A 16,277-nucleotide genomic window follows, 5' to 3' on the forward strand; every position below is an offset into this window, starting at 1 on the left:
TCGCCCCGCAACTCCATAACAAGGAGGTTCCCGAATGTTCGATTTTCACCCCCAGCTCAAGCAGCGCTTCGCTGCCTTGCGCACGGGCGCCGAGTTTTTTTCCCTGCGGTATGTACGCGAGTCCGGCCAGTACCTGTCGGTGCGCAAGAACGTCGCCGAGCCGCCAAGCCTGAGCCGCGACGAAGGCGCGATGCTCACTGTACGTGTCAACGGCGTCGAGGCTTACGCGGCGACCAATGACCTGTCGCAGCAAGGCCTGCAAGCCGCCCTTGAGCGCGCCGAACAACAGGCACGGCGGCTCAAGCCGCACGCGCTGCTCGACCTGCGCGATCAGCCAGTGTCGAGCGATCGCGCTGATTACTTTTCGCCCAATCTTGAGCAACCCTTCCCGTCCCTGAGCGAATGCTTCGAGCTGCTCGGCGCGGAATCCGCCTCGGTGCCAAAGGATGAGCGCCTGGTGAACTGGGAAGCGAGCATCGGCATCACCCACGTCGAGCAGATCTACCTGAGCAGCGCCGGCGCCGAATTGCGCCAGGCCCAGCGCTTCGTCTATCCGGGCCTCGACGTCACCGCCTACGACGGCAACGACAGCCAGACCCGCTCCCTCGGTCGCGAGAACTTCGGCCAACAGGGTGGCGCCGATGTGATCAGTCGTTGCGGCCTGGTCGGCGCCGGTCCGAAAGTGGCCGATCAGGCCCTGCAACTGCTGCTCGCGCCAAACACCCCGCAAGGCCCGCGCGACCTGTTGCTGATGCCAGACCAGATGATGCTGCAGATCCACGAGTCGATCGGTCACCCGCTGGAGCTGGACCGTATCCTCGGTGACGAGCGCAACTACGCCGGCACCAGTTTCGTCAAAACCAGCGACTTCGGCAGCCTGCAATACGGTTCGAAGCTGCTCAACGTGACCTTCGATCCGGACATTCCCGAAGAGCTGGCCAGCTACGGCCACGATGACGACGGGACCAAGGCCAGCAAACAATTCCTGATTCGCGAAGGCTTGCTGTTGCGGCCACTGGGCGGCGCGCTGTCGCAGTTCCGCGCAGGCCTCGATGGGGTTGCCAACAGCCGCGCCTGCGGCTGGAACCGGCCGCCGATCGACCGCATGGCCAACCTCAACATCGAGCCGGGCGATCAGTCGCTGCCGCAACTGATCAGCGCCATCGAGCACGGCATTCTGATGAGCACCAACCGTTCGTGGTCGATTGACGATGCACGCAACAAATTCCAGTTCGGTTGCGAGTGGGGTCAGTTGATCGAAAACGGTGAACTCAAGGGTGTGGTGAAAAATCCGAATTACCGGGGCATTTCCGCGCACTTCTGGAAGAGTCTGCGCGCGGTGGGCGATGCCGGCACCCGGATGGTGCTGGGCACGCCAAACTGCGGCAAGGGCGAGCCGAACCAGGTGATCCGCGTCGGCCACGCTTCGCCGGCCTGCGTATTCAGCAACGTTGATGTGTTTGGGGGAGACGCCTGATGAGCATTTCGAAGAGTCAGTCCGACGCCTTCAAGGTCATGGTCAATTGGCTGCGCGACAGCGTCCGCGAGCCGGAACAATTCACCCTCAGCTATGCCGCCGAGTCCTCGGCGTTCGTGCGTTTCAACCACGCCAAGGTGCGTCAGGCCGGGCAGGTGCAGCAAGCCGACGTCGGGCTGAAGCTGATCAATGACGGTCGCCACGCCGACCTGCACATCACCCTGTCCGGTGATCAGGAAGCCGACCTGCAACGCCTCGCCGAAGGCCTGCAACAACTGCGCGAAACCCTGCCGCTGCTGCCGCAGGATCCGTACCTGCTGCTCAACCACAATGGTTGGCAGAGCAACAACGTGCAGGAACATCCGCTGCCGGACACCGAGCAGGTGGTGGAAGAAATCTGCGCCGCCGCTGAAGGTCTGGATCTGGTCGGCTTTTATGCCGCCGGCCCGATCAGCCGTGGTTTCGCCAGTTCCTCGGGGGCGTTCGGCTGGCATCAGGCCAACAGTTTCAACTTCGACTTCAGCCTGTTCCACGACAATGGCGAAGCAGTAAAGGCCAGCTACGCCGGACACGAATGGAGCAGCGAAGGCTTCGCCCGCCGCTTCCAGCAGGCGCGCGAGCAACTGGCGTTTCTCGGTCGACCGTTGCGGACTCTGGCACCGGGGCAATACCGCGCCTACCTGGCGCCGGCCGCGCTGGAAGAAATCATGGGCATGCTCAGCTGGGGCGGTTTCTCGGCGCAGTCGATTGCCAGTAAAAGCAGCCCGCTGCAGAAGCTGTACGTCGGCGATCAGACGTTCAGTCCGCTGGTCTCGCTGGATGAGCAAGTCAGCGGTTCGTTGAGCCCGGCGTTCTCCGGCGAGGGTTATCCGCGCAGCGATCTGCGGCTGATTGTCGAAGGCAAGGCCGGTGAGCAACTGGTCGGTTCGCGCAGTGCCGCCGAATACGGCCTGACCGCCAATGGCGCCAGCGGCGGTGAAATGCCGAGTGCACTGAACATGGCGGCCGGTGATCTGTCACAGGCAGAGATCCTCAAGCAGTTGGGCACCGGGCTGTACATCAGCAACCTGTGGTACCTGAACTACTCGGATCAACCGGCGGCGCGCCTGACCGGCATGACTCGCTTCGCAACTTTCTGGGTCGAGAACGGCGAGATTCAGGCGCCGGTCAGCACCATGCGCTTCGACGACAGCGCCTACAGCCTGCTGGGTTCGCAGCTGGAAGCATTGACCGCCGAGCGTGAGTTGCTGCTGTCGGCGAGCACGTACAGCCAGCGCAATACGTCGTCGGCGTTGCTGCCGGGAGCGCTGGTCAGCCGACTGACCTTGACCCTGTAACTGAAAACCTCCAGTACCCCCAAGGATCAAGTGCTGGAGTGGACCCTGTGGCGAGGGGATTTATCCCCGATGGGTCGCGTAGCGGCCCCGCTTTTAAAATCAAATGCAGGGGACTGCTGCGCAGTCCATCGGGGATAAATCCCCTCACCACAGGGTTTCTTCACGACAAGCCATTTGGATCAACCACCCACCCGAGGTTCCATGCCCACACGCCCGCCTCTCGACGCCATCACCGCCCGCTGGTTGCCGTGGGTCGTCGCCATTGCGTTCTTCATGCAGTCCCTCGACGGGACCATCCTCAACACCGCCCTGCCGGCCATGGCCCGGGATCTGGCCGAAGACCCGTTGCGCATGCAAGGCGTGGTCATCGCCTACATGCTCACTGTGGCCTTGCTGATTCCGGCCTCGGGCTGGATCGCCGACCGCTTCGGCACCAAGAAGATCTTCTTCGGCGCGATCCTGCTGTTCAGTTTCGGCTCGCTGCTTTGTGCGTTATCCAGCACCTTGACCATGCTGGTGGGTGCGCGGGTGATTCAGGGTCTGGGCGGCGCGTTGATGCTGCCGGTCGGACGGCTGGTGGTGCTGCGCGCTTACCCGCGTTCGGAGCTGGTACGGATCATGGGTTTCATCACCATTCCCGGCCTGCTCGGCCCGTTGATCGGCCCGACCATGGGCGGCTGGATGGTGCAATACCTGACGTGGCACTGGATCTTCCTGATCAACCTGCCGGTCGGTGTTCTCGGCTGCTACGCGGTGTGGAAATTCATCCCCGACCTGCGCGGCAGCGAGCGCACGCGCTTCGACAGCCTTGGTTTCCTGCTGTTTGGCGCGGCGATGATCCTGATCACCATCGCCATGGAAGGTCTGGGTGAACTGCACTTGCCGCATCTGCGAGTGATGTTGCTGCTGTTCGGCGGTCTGGCCTGTCTGGCGGCGTACTGGCTGCGCGCTGGGCGTGTCGAAAATCCGCTGTTCGCCCCGTCGTTGTTCAAGACGCGAACCTTCGCGGTGGGGATCATCGGCAACCTGTTCGCCCGCCTGGGCAGCGGCGCCCTGCCGTTCCTTGTGCCATTGTTGCTGCAGGTGGCGCTGGGTTATTCGCCGTCGCAAGCGGGGATGAGCATGTTGCCGCTGGCTGCAGCGGCGATGTTTGCCAAGTGGATGGCGCGACCGCTGATCGAACGCCTCGGCTATCGCATCGTGCTCACCGGCAACACCCTGGCGCTGGGGATCATGCTGGCGAGCATGGGCCTGGTCAGCGAGCAGACGCCTTATTGGCTGCTGCTGTGCCTGCTGGCGGTTCTCGGCGCGATCAACTCGTTGCAATTCACCGCGATGAACACCGTGACCCTGATCGACCTCGACGACGCCAGCGCCAGCAGTGGCAACAGCTTGCTGTCGGTGGTGGCGCAATTGTCGCTGAGTCTGGGCGTGGCCTGTGCCGGCGCATTGCTTGGTGGGTTTACGGCGGAGATCGGCAACGACGGCGTGGAAACCGTGCTCGGGGCGTTCCAGCTGACGTTTGTTACCGTCGGGGTGATGGCGATGCTGGCGGCGACGATCTTCTCGCAACTGTCGAAAGAGGACGGCCGCCGGGTCAAACGCCCGGATGAACATCCCGACGAACACATCGAACACTGAACAAACAGTGAATGCTTTTTTGTGGCGAGGGAGCTTGCTCCCGCTGGACTGCGCAGCAGTCCCCCGCTTTTTGAATTGAAGAGCGGGGCCGCTTCGCGCCCCAGCGGGAGCAAGCTCCCTCGCCACAGTTGAATCTCTTCCCATGAGTTTCAGGCACTGTTCGTCCAGAACTTTCGAGGAAAGTGGCACGGGGCTGCTACACTGCGCGACATTTTGTTTTGCAGGCCAGTCCCGTGACCACCATCGCCACCGCTTTTAATACTCTGCCGCTGTCCGCCGCCATGCTGGCTAACCTCGAATCCCTCGGTTACGCCCAGATGACGCCGATCCAGGCGCAGAGCTTGCCGGTGATCCTCAAGGGGATGGACCTGATCGCCCAGGCCAAGACCGGCAGCGGCAAGACCGCCGCGTTCGGCATCGGCCTGCTCAACCCGATCAACCCGCGCTACTTCGGTTGCCAGGCGCTGGTGATCTGCCCGACCCGTGAGCTGGCCGACCAGGTCGCCAAGGAAGTCCGGCGTCTGGCCCGTGCCGAAGACAACATCAAGGTCCTGACCCTGTGCGGCGGCGTGTCGTTCGGCCCGCAGATCGCTTCGCTGGAGCACGGCGCGCACATCATCGTCGGCACCCCGGGGCGTATTCAGCAGCACCTGCGCAAGGGTTCGCTGGTGCTCGACGGTCTGAACACGCTGATCCTCGACGAAGCCGACCGCATGCTCGACATGGGCTTCTACGACGCCATCGAAGACATCATCGAAAAGACCCCGGCACGCCGTCAGACCCTGCTGTTCTCCGCCACGTACCCGGTGGGCATCAAGCAACTGGCGTCGAAATTCATGCGCGATCCGCAAACGGTGAAAGCCGAGGCGTTCCACGATGACACGCAGATCGAGCAGCGTTTCTACGAGATTTCCCCGGAAGAGCGCATGAGCGCAGTGACCAAAGTCCTGCACCACTTCCGCCCGGCTTCCTGCGTGGCGTTCTGCTTCACCAAGCAGCAAGTGCAGGAAACCGTTGACCACCTGACCTCCAAAGGCATTTCCGCCGTCGGCCTGCATGGCGATCTGGAACAGCGTGACCGTGACCAGGTGCTGGCGATGTTCGCCAACCGCAGTACGTCGGTGCTGGTCGCCACCGATGTCGCCGCCCGTGGTCTGGATATCGATGCGCTGGACATGGTGATCAACGTCGAGCTGGCCCGCGATTCGGAAATCCACATTCACCGCGTTGGCCGTACCGGTCGTGCCGGCGAGAAAGGCATCGCGGTCAGCCTCGTTGCGCCGTCCGAAGCGCATCGCGCGCAAGCCATCGAACAGTTGCAGAAAGCTCCGCTGAACTGGGATCAGGTCGATAACCTCAAGTCCCAGGGCGGCGCCCCGCTGCAGCCACCGATGAGCACCCTGTGCATCGCCGGCGGGCGTAAAGACAAAGTGCGTCCGGGCGACATCCTCGGCGCACTGACTGGCGACGCCGGCATCCCGGGCGCCCAGGTCGGCAAGATCGCGATCTTCGACTTCCAGTCGTATGTCGCCGTTGAACGCACCGTGGTCATGCAGGCGTTGCAGCGCCTGAACAACGGCAAGATCAAGGGCCGTTCGCTGCGCGTTCGCGTTTTGTAAACGGTCTACCATCCAAAGTAGATCCCTGTGGGAGCGAGCTTGCTCGCGAATGCAATCTGTCAGTCGACACATATGTTGAATGACACACCGCTTTCGCGAGCAAGCTCGCTCCCACAGTTAGTTTTGTGGTGAACAACGTGAGGACACCGTTTTGCGCTCTACCGAAGTCGTGATCATTGGCGCTGGCGCCGCAGGGTTGATGTGTGCACTGACCGCCGCCGGGCGTGGGCGTCAGGTGTTGCTGCTCGATCATGCGAACAAGGCCGGCAAGAAAATCCTGATGTCCGGTGGTGGTCGCTGCAATTTCACCAACATGTACACCGAGCCGGGCAATTTCCTCTCGGGTAACCCGCATTTCTGCAAATCGGCACTGGCGCGCTACACCCAGTGGGATTTCATCGGCATGGTCGCCAAGCACGGCGTGCCGTATCACGAGAAGAAACTCGGTCAGCTGTTCTGCGATAACAAATCCAGCGACATCCTCGGCATGCTGCTCGATGAGTGCGATCAGGTCGGCGTCGAGCTGCACCTCGACACCTCGATCCAGACCATCGAAAAGGTCGAAAGCGGTTACCTGCTCGACACCACCCTCGGCCAGGTTCAGTGCCAATCGCTGGTGATCGCCACGGGGGGGCTGTCGATCCCGACGCTGGGTGCCACCGGTTTCGGTTATCAGGTCGCCAAACAATTCGGCCATGAACTGCTGCCGACTCGCGCCGGACTCGTGCCGTTCACCATCACCGATCAGCTCAAGGAATTGTGCACCGAGCTGTCCGGTACCTCGGTGGATTGCCTGGTGAGCTGCAACGACCAGAGCTTTCGCGAAAACATCCTGTTCACCCATCGTGGCCTCAGCGGCCCGGCGATTCTGCAGATCTCGTCGTTCTGGGAGCCGGGCGACATCGTAGAGATCAATCTGCTGCCGGATCACGACACTGCGGCATGGCTGCAACAGCAAGTGGCCGAGCGCCCGAACAGCGAACTGAAAACCCTGCTCGGCGAGATCTTCACCAAGAAGATGGCCAACCTGCTGGCGGACAATTGGTTCATGTCCAAACCGATGAAGCAGTACACCCACGCCGAACTGGCGCAGATCGCCGACAAAGTCGGCAGCTGGAAAGTTGTCCCGGCCGGCACCGAAGGCTATCGCACCGCCGAGGTCACGCTGGGTGGCGTCGACACCCGCGAGGTGTCGTCCAAGACCATGGAATCGCTGAAAAGCCCGGGCCTGTATTTTGTCGGCGAAGTGCTCGACGTCACCGGGCATCTGGGCGGTTTCAACTTCCAGTGGGCCTGGGCTTCCGGCTACGCCGCCGCGCAATACGTCTGATACACCACAAATCAAACTTTGGGAGCAGCTCTTGTAGCGAGGGAGCTTGCTCCCGTTGGGCTGCGAAGCAGACCCAAAACCGTGAATCGCGGTTAACCTGAAGTAACGCATTGACTGGATTTACGACTGCTGCGCAGCCGAGCGGGAGCAAGCTCCCTCGCCACAGGTATAAATCACTTCTTTACCCAAACGCTTGTAAGGAACACTTTTTGCTGTCAGATGTGATCGGCGCCATTGCGTCGGCGTCATTACTGGCTCAATTTAGCGGCATCGCCTCGGAAGGCCTTCGCACTTCATGTCCTCGACCTCGTTTCGTCAGTCTTTGCGGCGCCTGTGGGCGCTGGATAAATTCAGCTACAGCGTGCGGGTGTTCATCGCCCTGACCGGCAGCATGGCGCTGTGCTGGTATCAGGATGAAATGGGCCTGCTGATCCCGTTGTTCCTCGGGATCATCGCCAGCGCCCTGGCCGAGACCGACGACAGCTGGCAGGGCCGCCTCAACGCCCTCGCCGTGACACTGGTGTGTTTCAGTATCGCCGCGCTGTCGGTGGAGCTGCTCTTCCCCTACCCCATCGTGTTCGCCATCGCCCTGGCACTGGCCAGTTTCGGCCTGACCATGCTCGGCGCACTCGGCGAGCGTTACGGCGCGATTGCCTCGGCGACGTTGATTCTGTCGGTCTACACCATGATCGGCGTGGATCAGCGCGGCGGCGCGGTCACCGATTTCTGGCACGAACCGATGCTGCTGGTGGCGGGTGCCGCGTGGTACGGCCTGCTGTCGGTGCTGTGGCAGGCGATGTTTTCCAACCAGCCGGTGCAGCAGAGTCTGGCGCGGCTGTTCCGTGAACTGGGTTTCTACCTGAAGCTGAAAGCCTCGCTGTTCGAGCCGATCCGCCAACTGGACGTCGAAGGCCGACGGCTGGAACTGGCGCAGCAAAACGGTCGCGTGGTCGCCGCGCTGAACAGTGCCAAGGAAATCATTCTGCACCGGGTCGGCAACGGCCGTCCGGGTTCGAAAGTCAGCCGTTATCTGAAGCTGTATTTCCTCGCCCAGGACATTCACGAACGCGCCAGCTCCTCGCACTATCCGTACAACGCGCTGGCCGATGCGTTCTTCCACAGCGATGTGCTGTTCCGCTGCCAGCGTTTGTTGCGCCAGCAGGGCAAGGCCTGCCGCGCATTGGCCGAATCGATCCAGATGCGCCAGCCGTTCGTCTACGACGCCAGTTTTGCCGAAGCACTGACTGACCTCGATGCCTCCCTTGAACACCTGCGCATCCAGAGCAATCCGGCGTGGCGCGGCCTCCTGCGCTCGCTGCGTGCCCTGGCAGCCAACCTCGGCACCCTCGACCGTTTGCTCAGCGATGCGAGCAACCCCGACGCCTTGGCGGACGCCACCGACAGCAGCCTGCTCGATCGCTCGCCGCGCAACCTCAAGGACGTGTGGATTCGCCTGCGTACGCAACTGACACCGACGTCCTTGCTGTTCCGTCACGCCCTGCGCCTGCCGCTGGCGTTGAGTATCGGCTACGGCATGGTGCACCTGATTCACCCGTCGCAGGGTTACTGGATCATACTCACCACGCTGTTTGTCTGCCAACCGAACTACGGCGCGACCCGGCGCAAACTCGGGCAGCGGATTCTCGGCACCGCCATCGGCCTGACCGTGGCCTGGGCACTGTTCGATCTGTTCCCCAGCCCGCTGGTGCAGTCGTGCTTCGCGATCGCCGCCGGGGTGGTGTTCTTTACCAACCGCACCACGCGCTACACCCTGGCGACCGCCGCGATCACGATCATGGTGCTGTTCTGCTTCAACCAGATCGGCGATGGCTACGGGCTGTTCCTGCCGCGCCTGTTCGATACCCTGCTCGGCAGCCTGATCGCCGGCCTGACGGTGTTCCTGTTCCTCCCGGACTGGCAGGGTCGACGCCTGAACAAGGTGCTGGCCAACACCCTGACCTGCAACAGCATCTACCTGCGCCAGATCATGCAGCAATACGCTGCCGGCAAGAGCGACGACCTCGCCTATCGCCTGGCCCGGCGCAACGCACACAACGCCGACGCGGCGCTGTCGACCACCTTGGCCAACATGCTGATGGAGCCGGGGCATTTCCGGAAGGAAGCGGATGTCGGTTTCCGCTTTCTGGTGCTGTCGCACACCTTATTGAGTTATCTGTCAGGGCTCGGCGCACACAGGGAAACCCAATTGCCAGCCGATGTGCGTGAGCATTTGATTGAGGGTGCCGGGGTGAAGCTGGCCGCGAGCATCGACGAAATCGCCCAGGGCCTGGCGAACAAGCAGCCGGTGGCGATTCAGAGTGACGAAGAGGAAGCGCTGGCCAATGAGCTGGAGCAGATGCCGGACGAGATCGATGAAGGGCAGCGGTTGGTGCAGACGCAACTGGCGTTGATCTGCCGGCAGTTGGGGCCATTGCGCACGTTGGCGGCGCATCTGATCAAGGACACCAGCGAGGCTTAAGGTGACCGGACTGGCCCCATCGCTGGCAAGCCAGCTCCCACATTGACTTGTGCACGCCGCAAAACCTGTGGGAGCTGGCTTGCCAGCGATGAGGGCATCAGCAACAACACAACTCTGGTATCAGATGCTCACATTCCATGCTGCCTCAGCAACTTGTCATAACTTCCATCCGCCTTCATCGCCGCAATCGCCTTATCAAACCCGGCCACAATCTGCTCATGCTGCGGATTCTTCAGACTCACCAGAATATGCAGGCTGTTCTCGCTCAACGGCTTGGGCAGGAACTCCACGGCGTTGCGCACTTTGGCTGATTCACGGGCCAGGTAATAGCGCGCGACGTATTCATCTTCCAGGGTCAACTTGACCCGATCCGCCGCGAGCATGCGCACGGCCATGGCGAAGTTATGCACAGGGACTTTCTCCAGCGCGGTATCGGCATCGAACGCCTGCGAGTAGGCATAACCGCGCACCACCGCCACCGGGTAGGTGTGCAGTTGTTCCAGGCTGCTGTAGTCCAGCGGCGTGTCTTTGCGCTTGAGAAAGCGGATGCGATTGAGCAGGTATTCGCCAGAGAACTGGCCGATTTTGGTCCGTTCGTCGTTGTACCAGGCGTTGACCAGCACGTCATATCGTCCTTCGCCCACCCCCAGCAGCGCCCGCGCCCACGGCACCTGCTCGTAGTCGCTGGCATAACCGGCCCGCGCCAGCGCGGTGCTGACGATGTCGGTGGCCAGGCCACCGTTGACCAGCGTGTCGTCGGTAAAGGGTGGCCAGATATCGAACACCAGCCGCAACTTGTCCGCTGCGGCGGTTTGGGCCAGCAAGAGCAATCCGATCAAAGCAAAGGCTCGATGCAGTCGCGGCATGCTTGAAAATCCTTAGCGGGCGGGCTGCCCGGCGTGTTTTCAGTCAAAACCTAAAGGCCCCTTACCGGCGAAACCCAGGCCCTAACATTAGCTCATTGAAGCCAGTGCACAGCGCTTTCCAGCAGATTACACAAAGCAGCGAAGGTCGCGAGAAAGGAATGATGGCATTTTGACCTTTGTCACAGACTGTTCCGCCATACAGACATCCAGGGCCTGTGCGCTTAGTATCGGGCGACGGATTTCAAGGAGTCGGAAGATGACAATCGAGTGGATCTGCAAGCATCACAGCGATCTGGGCAAAGAACAGTTGTACGCGTTGCTGAAACTGCGCTCGGACGTATTTGTGGTCGAACAGAAATGCGCCTACCCGGACCTCGATGGCCAGGATCTGGACGGCGACACCCATCACCTCATGGGTTGGGAAGATGATCAACTGTTGGCCTATCTGCGCCTGCTCGATCCCGAGTCCCAGGGCGGTGACGTGGTGATCGGGCGCGTGATCATAGCGCCGCAGGGCCGTGGCAAAGGGCTGGGGCATGTGATGATGGAACACGCGTTGAAACAGGCCGAGAAGCATTGGCCGCAGGTGCCGATCTATCTGTCGGCGCAGGCGCATTTGCAGGGGTATTACGGCAGGTACGGGTTTAAGCCGGTGGGTGAGGAATACCTGGAGGATGACATTCCGCACATAGGCATGCGTCGTCTTTGAGGCCCTCATCGCTGGCAAGCCAGCTCCCACAGGTTCAGCGGTTGTCCACAATAACTGTATTCGCTGGAGATCCTTGTGGGAGCTGGCTTGCCAGCGATTGTGTCAGCTCAGACACCGCAGGACTCAGGGATACTCCAGCACAGCCTTGATCTGCCGCAGATTACGCTCGATCCACCCGCGATCGATCGCCCCCCATTCGCGAATCCGATAGCGCCCGGCATGGTTGCGCGCGCCCTCTTCCTGCTCGAACTCACAGACGATATCCAGATCGGCCAGCGCCGCGATGGTGTCCTGCGCCGTGCGCCGGGGCATGCCGGTCACTTCGGTCAGCGCCGGGACGCTTGGGGCCAGGCCACTGTCGATCAGGTAGGCCACGTACAGGCGCCGGTAAAAGCTGCTTTTGGTCTTGCTGACGTCCATGCATGGGCTCCGTTAATTAAAAGATCAAAAGATCGCAGCCTTCGGCAGCTCCTACAAATCGCGCCACGTCAGGTACACCCGCAGATCGAACTCGACCTGGTGATACCCCGGCAGCATGTGTTCGCACAATTTGTAGAAAGCCTTGTTGTGATCCGATTCCTTGAAGTGCGCCAGTTCATGCACGACGATCATCTTCAGAAACTCGGGCGCCGCCTCCTTGAACAACGAGGCGATGCGAATCTCTTTCTTGGCCTTGAGCTTGCCGCCCTGCACCCTTGAGACCGTGGTGTGCAGGCCCAGCGCGCGGTGCGTCAGGTCGAGGCGGTTGTCGAACAGCACCTTGTCGATGGCCGGCGCGTTGCGCAGGTATTCCTGCTTCAGGTCCAGCGCGTAGCTGTACAGCGCCTTGTCGCTCTGCACATCGTGACGCCCCGGATAGCGTTGGCTCAGGTAGTCACCCAGTCGCTGTTCGGCGATCAGTTGGCGCACCTGATCCTGCAATTGTGCGGGATAGGCCTGGAGGTATTTCAACGCAGTCATGGACACGGCAACACGGTTCGAAAAGAGCGCCAGTGTAGCGAATTCAAACCGGCAGCGCGCTCCAGTCAAACGGTTTGGCAAAGCTGACGGCGTCCTCGGAGGTCAGTGGACGTGCCACCAGGAAACCCTGCACGTATTCGCAGCCATGCGCCTGTAGCCATTGATACTGTTCGATGGTTTCCACACCTTCGGCGATCACCAGCAAGCCATATTGTTTACACAGATTGATCACGTTGCTGACCAGCGCCGCGTCGCGCGTCGAATCCGGCAGCCGCGCAATCAGGTGTCGATCCAGCTTGAGCGTATCCAGTTCCAGATCACGCAGGTGCGCCAGCGAACACGGCCCCGAACCAAAATCATCCAAAGCCACCCGTACCCCGAGATTGCGCAGCAAACGCAGCTGTTTGCGGGTCTCGTCGGGGTTGTGCATCAGCGCGTCTTCGGTGATTTCCACCTCCAGTTGCCGTGGCTGCAGCGCGTGCCGCTCCAGCACCTGACGCAACTCGGTGACCAGGTTCGGCAGACCGAACTGGGTGTTGCTCAAACTCACACCGAGCACCAGATCCTCGGCAAACAGGGTTTCCCAGGCTTTGCGCTGGCCGGCGCCGCGATGATAGATCCAGCTGCCGAGCCGACTGATCAGCCGCGCCTCTTCCAGTAACGGCAGGAACAGCCCCGGCGGCACATCGCCGACGCTCGGGTGCTGCCAGCGCAGCAGCGCCTCGAAACCGCGGATCTGCCCGCTGTCGATCGCCACTTGCGGCTGATACACCAGATTGAAATCGCGGTTCTCGATGGCGTTGCGCACGCTTTCCTCAAGCATCAGCCGCGAGCGGGCGCGACCGTTCATTTCGTGATCATAAAAACGATACTGCTGACGCCCGGCGCGCTTCGCCTCATACATGGCGATGTCCGAGGCGCGCAGCAAGCCGTCGAGGTTAGAACCGCAGTCCGGGTAGGTGGCGATGCCGATACTCGCGCCGAGGGCAATATCCAATCCCTCGATCTGCTGACAGACCGATACCCGTTCGATGAGCTTCTCGGCAATCTTCGCTGCCTGCTCGGGAAACTCCAGATCGAGCAGCGCGGTGAACTCATCACCGCCCATGCGCGCCAGAATGTCGAACGGCCGCAGACAGGCTTTCAATTGCTCGGAGACCCAGCGCAGCACCCGGTCTCCGGCATCATGACCAAGGGAATCATTGACCCGTTTGAAGCCATCGAGATCCAGATAAAGCAGCACCCAACTGCTGTCGCTGCGCTCACCGCGCAACAGCAGGTTTTCCACCGTCTGATAAAAACCCCGGCGATTGAGCAGACCGGTCAACGGATCGGTGACCGCTTGAAATTCCAGCTGCTGATGCAGGTGACGCACCACCGACATGTCCAGCACCGTCACCACCATCGCCCGCTGCTCGGCGGGCAACGGCGCACAGGACAACGCCACCGGCACTTGCTGCCCCGGCGCCGTGCGCAACAGCGCGTCGTGCAGACGCAACGTCTCGCCGCGCTTGTAGCCGGCCAGCAACTCGGAATCGGCCCACAGCGGAATGTGTGGTTTCTGCAGGAAATCGAGAAACTCCTTGCCCTCCAGCTCCTTCACCGGCGCGTTGAGCAATCGCGAAATCGCCGGGTTGGCGAAGCGGATCAAGCCGTCTTCACCGAGCACCAGAATGCCTTCCGCCGCGTTATCCAGCACCGAGGCATTGAAGGCCCGCGCGACCTCCAGATCATGACTCAGGCGCTGCAAGGCGCGGCGGTTGCGCTGGTGTTCGAGCAACGCCTGGACTTTCGGTTTGAGGATCTGCGGATCGAACGGCTTGAACAGGTAATCCACCGCGCCACTGGCATAGCCCTTGATCACGGCATCCTGCGATTGTTCGTTGGCGGTGAGGAAAATGATTGGCGTGAGGCGTGTGCGCTGGCTGCCGCGCATCAGTCGCGCGACTTCAAAACCGTCCATGCCCGGCATCTGCACATCCAGCAGCACCAGATCGACGTCGTGTTCAAGCAGCAAATTGAGCGCCTCGAAGCCGGAGGCGGCGGTCATGACGTGCCAATCCTGACGCTGCAGCAACGCGCGCATGCTGATCAGGTTTTCAGGGTAATCATCAACGATCAAAAGGACAGAGCTGCCTTCACCTGGCTGGGGTTGCGCGCATTCCATGCTGCTTCTCTTGTCGGGACATCTCTTGTCGGACTATCGGCCGGTTTCTCGTGAAAACCGTACAGTTACTGAGCCATCACTCTAGTCGCGGATCTGTGAAAGCAGAAGCTGTCACGCCGCCATCATTTAGCCAAAGCGGCGACTTACCGACTAACGGTCACCCCTGCAGCCCCCGAAAACCGGCGCAGATGGCATTTCGACAGGATGTTGACGCCAATCATCTGCCAAACGGGCGTTAACAAAAAACTCCTCTACGCTTATAACTGCCGCCCGAAAAGGCGCGGGCTAGAGCTTCTGGCACTCGCGTTCAGGATGAATTGAGTGGAAGAACCGACATGATCGATCTCGCAACCTGGAACCTCAGCGTTCCCGTCGGCAGTCCGCCGTACACCGTCGAAACCTCCAAACTGGTGAATGGCTTCAAGGATCAGTACTTCCATTCCGACACCGGCACGCTGTTTTTCTGGTCACCGGTGACCGGGTCAAAAACCGAAAACGCCATCTACCCGCGCACCGAACTGCGCGAAACCTTCAGCAACGGCACCTTGCGCAACTGGTACTACCCGGATGCGGACAACACCCTGCGCGCGACCCTCGCGGTGAACAAGGTGCCCAGCTCCGGCAAGATCGTCATCGGCCAGATCCACGCCTATGAAAGCCAGCGCCCGATGGTCAAGCTCGAATACCAGTACAAGGAAAAAACCCAGAACGGCAACCTGGTGATCAAGGTCCGCATGCACCCCGACGACAAGGAAAGCCGCGTCATTACCCTCGCCACCGGCATCAAGCTGGACAACGAATTCAACTACCTCATCCACTTGAGCCCCGGCGGTGCGCTCGGCGTGAGCGCGGCGGGTTACCAGTGGGATTCACAGATCAGCGCGACCTGGCGCAACAAGCCGCTGTACTTCAAGGCCGGGGTGTATGTGCAGGACAACACCGGGTATACCAATGAGGGTGGGCAGGTGACGTTTACCAAACTCGACATCGATCACAACAAATAATCCCTCTATAGACACTGTGCCTGTGGCGAGGGAGCTTGCTCCCGCTGGACTGCGCAGCAGGCCCCGCTTTTTTAGGGCCGCTCGTCCCAGCGGGAGCAAGCTCCCTCGCCACAGCTTATTTGTCACTCGCCAGACTTTTTTAAACACCAGTGTTTAAAGGCTCCCCCTTACGTCGGGATGTCAATTTTAATAAATAAACCCGTCCCCTTTTCTTACTTTCCGAAATATAAAATAAAAAAAATAACGCGAAAGAATATATAGAACTGTCATTTCTGACAGGTCACACGAGCGCGAACTTGTTCCATCATCGTGTACAAGCGCCGCCGTCTTCCTAGCGGCGCCTCAATACGTTTAGATAATCATCAAGGAGAACATGATATGGCACAAACACCAGTAATTTATGGAAATGGTGGTACCGGATGTGGCCCAACTCCACGGTTGTGGGGCACGGCAGAACCCAATCACTCGGTCAGAATTATCCAAGCCAATACTGGCGTACAATATGGACAAGGAATAGCAGGCCCCGATGGTCAATGGGCTATCGACGTGGATCTCTCGACTGACCAGTGGCTTACAATTCATGCCCAGTCCTATACACAAAAAGATAATCTCAGTACTTACTCACCTTATAGTGCACCTATAAGTATACAAAAGTAACATGGGCGTTGTACCGAAGTTATAAAAAACC

At 60.5% G+C, this 16,277-nt stretch carries 12 protein-coding genes; 8 read left to right on the plus strand and 4 right to left on the minus strand.

The genetic code is table 11. From position 1 onward, the window contains the following. Positions 1-34: 34 nt before the first annotated feature. From PMI25_RS03880 to yccS, 6 genes are all read left to right on the plus strand, one after another. Positions 35-1,477 carry a TldD/PmbA family protein gene (locus tag PMI25_RS03880; protein ID WP_007962653.1) on the plus strand — a complete coding sequence of 481 codons (1,443 nt, stop codon included), beginning with the start codon at positions 35-37 and terminating at the stop codon, positions 1,475-1,477. Continuing rightward, positions 1,477-2,814: a TldD/PmbA family protein gene (locus tag PMI25_RS03885; protein WP_007962656.1), complete on the plus strand. Its 1,338-nt coding sequence runs from the start codon at positions 1,477-1,479 to the stop codon at positions 2,812-2,814. The genes PMI25_RS03880 and PMI25_RS03885 overlap by 1 nt, the downstream gene beginning before the upstream one ends. Positions 2,815-3,015: 201 nt before the next feature. Continuing rightward, positions 3,016-4,455 carry a multidrug transporter subunit MdtD gene (gene mdtD, locus PMI25_RS03890; protein WP_007962657.1) on the plus strand — a complete coding sequence of 480 codons (1,440 nt, stop codon included), beginning with the start codon at positions 3,016-3,018 and terminating at the stop codon, positions 4,453-4,455. A 233-nt stretch (positions 4,456-4,688) separates the two neighbouring features. Continuing rightward, a complete protein-coding gene (dbpA, locus tag PMI25_RS03895) occupies positions 4,689-6,074 on the plus strand; it encodes an ATP-dependent RNA helicase DbpA (protein WP_007962660.1) in 1,386 nt (461 codons plus the stop codon). Positions 6,075-6,225: 151 nt separating this feature from the next. Further along, complete coding sequence (locus PMI25_RS03900; protein ID WP_007962662.1) at positions 6,226-7,404, plus strand: NAD(P)/FAD-dependent oxidoreductase; 1,179 nt, start codon at positions 6,226-6,228, stop codon at positions 7,402-7,404. Between the two features lie 295 nt (positions 7,405-7,699). Next, positions 7,700-9,883, plus strand: a complete 2,184-nt coding sequence (gene yccS, locus PMI25_RS03905) for a YccS family putative transporter (protein WP_007962664.1) — start codon at positions 7,700-7,702, stop codon at positions 9,881-9,883. Between the two features lie 128 nt (positions 9,884-10,011). Here yccS and PMI25_RS03910 read toward each other — a convergent pair whose 3' ends face one another. Further along, a complete protein-coding gene (locus PMI25_RS03910; RefSeq protein WP_007969693.1) occupies positions 10,012-10,749 on the minus strand; it encodes a substrate-binding periplasmic protein in 738 nt (245 codons plus the stop codon). Positions 10,750-11,005: 256 nt separating this feature from the next. Between PMI25_RS03910 and PMI25_RS03915 the strand changes: the two genes are divergently transcribed. Further along, on the plus strand, positions 11,006-11,458 hold the full coding sequence (locus PMI25_RS03915; RefSeq protein WP_007969692.1) for a GNAT family N-acetyltransferase: 453 nt from the start codon (positions 11,006-11,008) through the stop codon (positions 11,456-11,458). 123 nt (positions 11,459-11,581) lie between these two features. Here PMI25_RS03915 and PMI25_RS03920 read toward each other — a convergent pair whose 3' ends face one another. Genes PMI25_RS03920 through PMI25_RS03930 form a run of 3 tightly spaced genes read right to left on the minus strand, consistent with a single transcriptional unit; the run spans position 11,582 to position 14,585 of the window. Further along, positions 11,582-11,878 carry a winged helix-turn-helix domain-containing protein gene (locus tag PMI25_RS03920; RefSeq protein WP_003229005.1) on the minus strand — a complete coding sequence of 99 codons (297 nt, stop codon included), beginning with the start codon at positions 11,876-11,878 and terminating at the stop codon, positions 11,582-11,584. A gap of 51 nt (positions 11,879-11,929) precedes the next feature. Beyond that, positions 11,930-12,418 carry a M48 metallopeptidase family protein gene (locus PMI25_RS03925; protein WP_007969689.1) on the minus strand — a complete coding sequence of 163 codons (489 nt, stop codon included), beginning with the start codon at positions 12,416-12,418 and terminating at the stop codon, positions 11,930-11,932. A 43-nt stretch (positions 12,419-12,461) separates the two neighbouring features. Further along, positions 12,462-14,585, minus strand: coding sequence for a putative bifunctional diguanylate cyclase/phosphodiesterase (locus PMI25_RS03930; RefSeq protein ID WP_007969688.1), 2,124 nt, complete (start codon positions 14,583-14,585; stop codon positions 12,462-12,464). A 335-nt stretch (positions 14,586-14,920) separates the two neighbouring features. Between PMI25_RS03930 and PMI25_RS03935 the strand changes: the two genes are divergently transcribed. After that, positions 14,921-15,589, plus strand: a complete 669-nt coding sequence (locus tag PMI25_RS03935; RefSeq protein ID WP_007969686.1) for a polysaccharide lyase family 7 protein — start codon at positions 14,921-14,923, stop codon at positions 15,587-15,589. Positions 15,590-16,277 lie beyond the last annotated feature (688 nt).

The organism is Pseudomonas sp. GM30 (assembly GCF_000282275.2).
GTDB lineage: Bacteria > Pseudomonadota > Gammaproteobacteria > Pseudomonadales > Pseudomonadaceae > Aquipseudomonas.

Bases quoted from the DNA above. Each gene is read 5' to 3' on its own strand.
- PMI25_RS03880 (WP_007962653.1), top strand. From the start codon at position 35: ATGTTCGATTTTCACCCCCAGCTCAAGCAGCGCTTCGCTGCCTTGCGC.
- PMI25_RS03885 (WP_007962656.1), top strand. From the start codon at position 1,477: ATGAGCATTTCGAAGAGTCAGTCCGACGCCTTCAAGGTCATGGTCAAT.
- mdtD (WP_007962657.1), top strand. From the start codon at position 3,016: ATGCCCACACGCCCGCCTCTCGACGCCATCACCGCCCGCTGGTTGCCG.
- yccS (WP_007962664.1), top strand. From the start codon at position 7,700: ATGTCCTCGACCTCGTTTCGTCAGTCTTTGCGGCGCCTGTGGGCGCTG.
- PMI25_RS03910 (WP_007969693.1), bottom strand. From the start codon at position 10,749: ATGCCGCGACTGCATCGAGCCTTTGCTTTGATCGGATTGCTCTTGCTG.
- PMI25_RS03915 (WP_007969692.1), top strand. From the start codon at position 11,006: ATGACAATCGAGTGGATCTGCAAGCATCACAGCGATCTGGGCAAAGAA.
- PMI25_RS03920 (WP_003229005.1), bottom strand. From the start codon at position 11,878: ATGGACGTCAGCAAGACCAAAAGCAGCTTTTACCGGCGCCTGTACGTG.
- PMI25_RS03925 (WP_007969689.1), bottom strand. From the start codon at position 12,418: ATGACTGCGTTGAAATACCTCCAGGCCTATCCCGCACAATTGCAGGAT.
- PMI25_RS03930 (WP_007969688.1), bottom strand. From the start codon at position 14,585: ATGGAATGCGCGCAACCCCAGCCAGGTGAAGGCAGCTCTGTCCTTTTG.
- PMI25_RS03935 (WP_007969686.1), top strand. From the start codon at position 14,921: ATGATCGATCTCGCAACCTGGAACCTCAGCGTTCCCGTCGGCAGTCCG.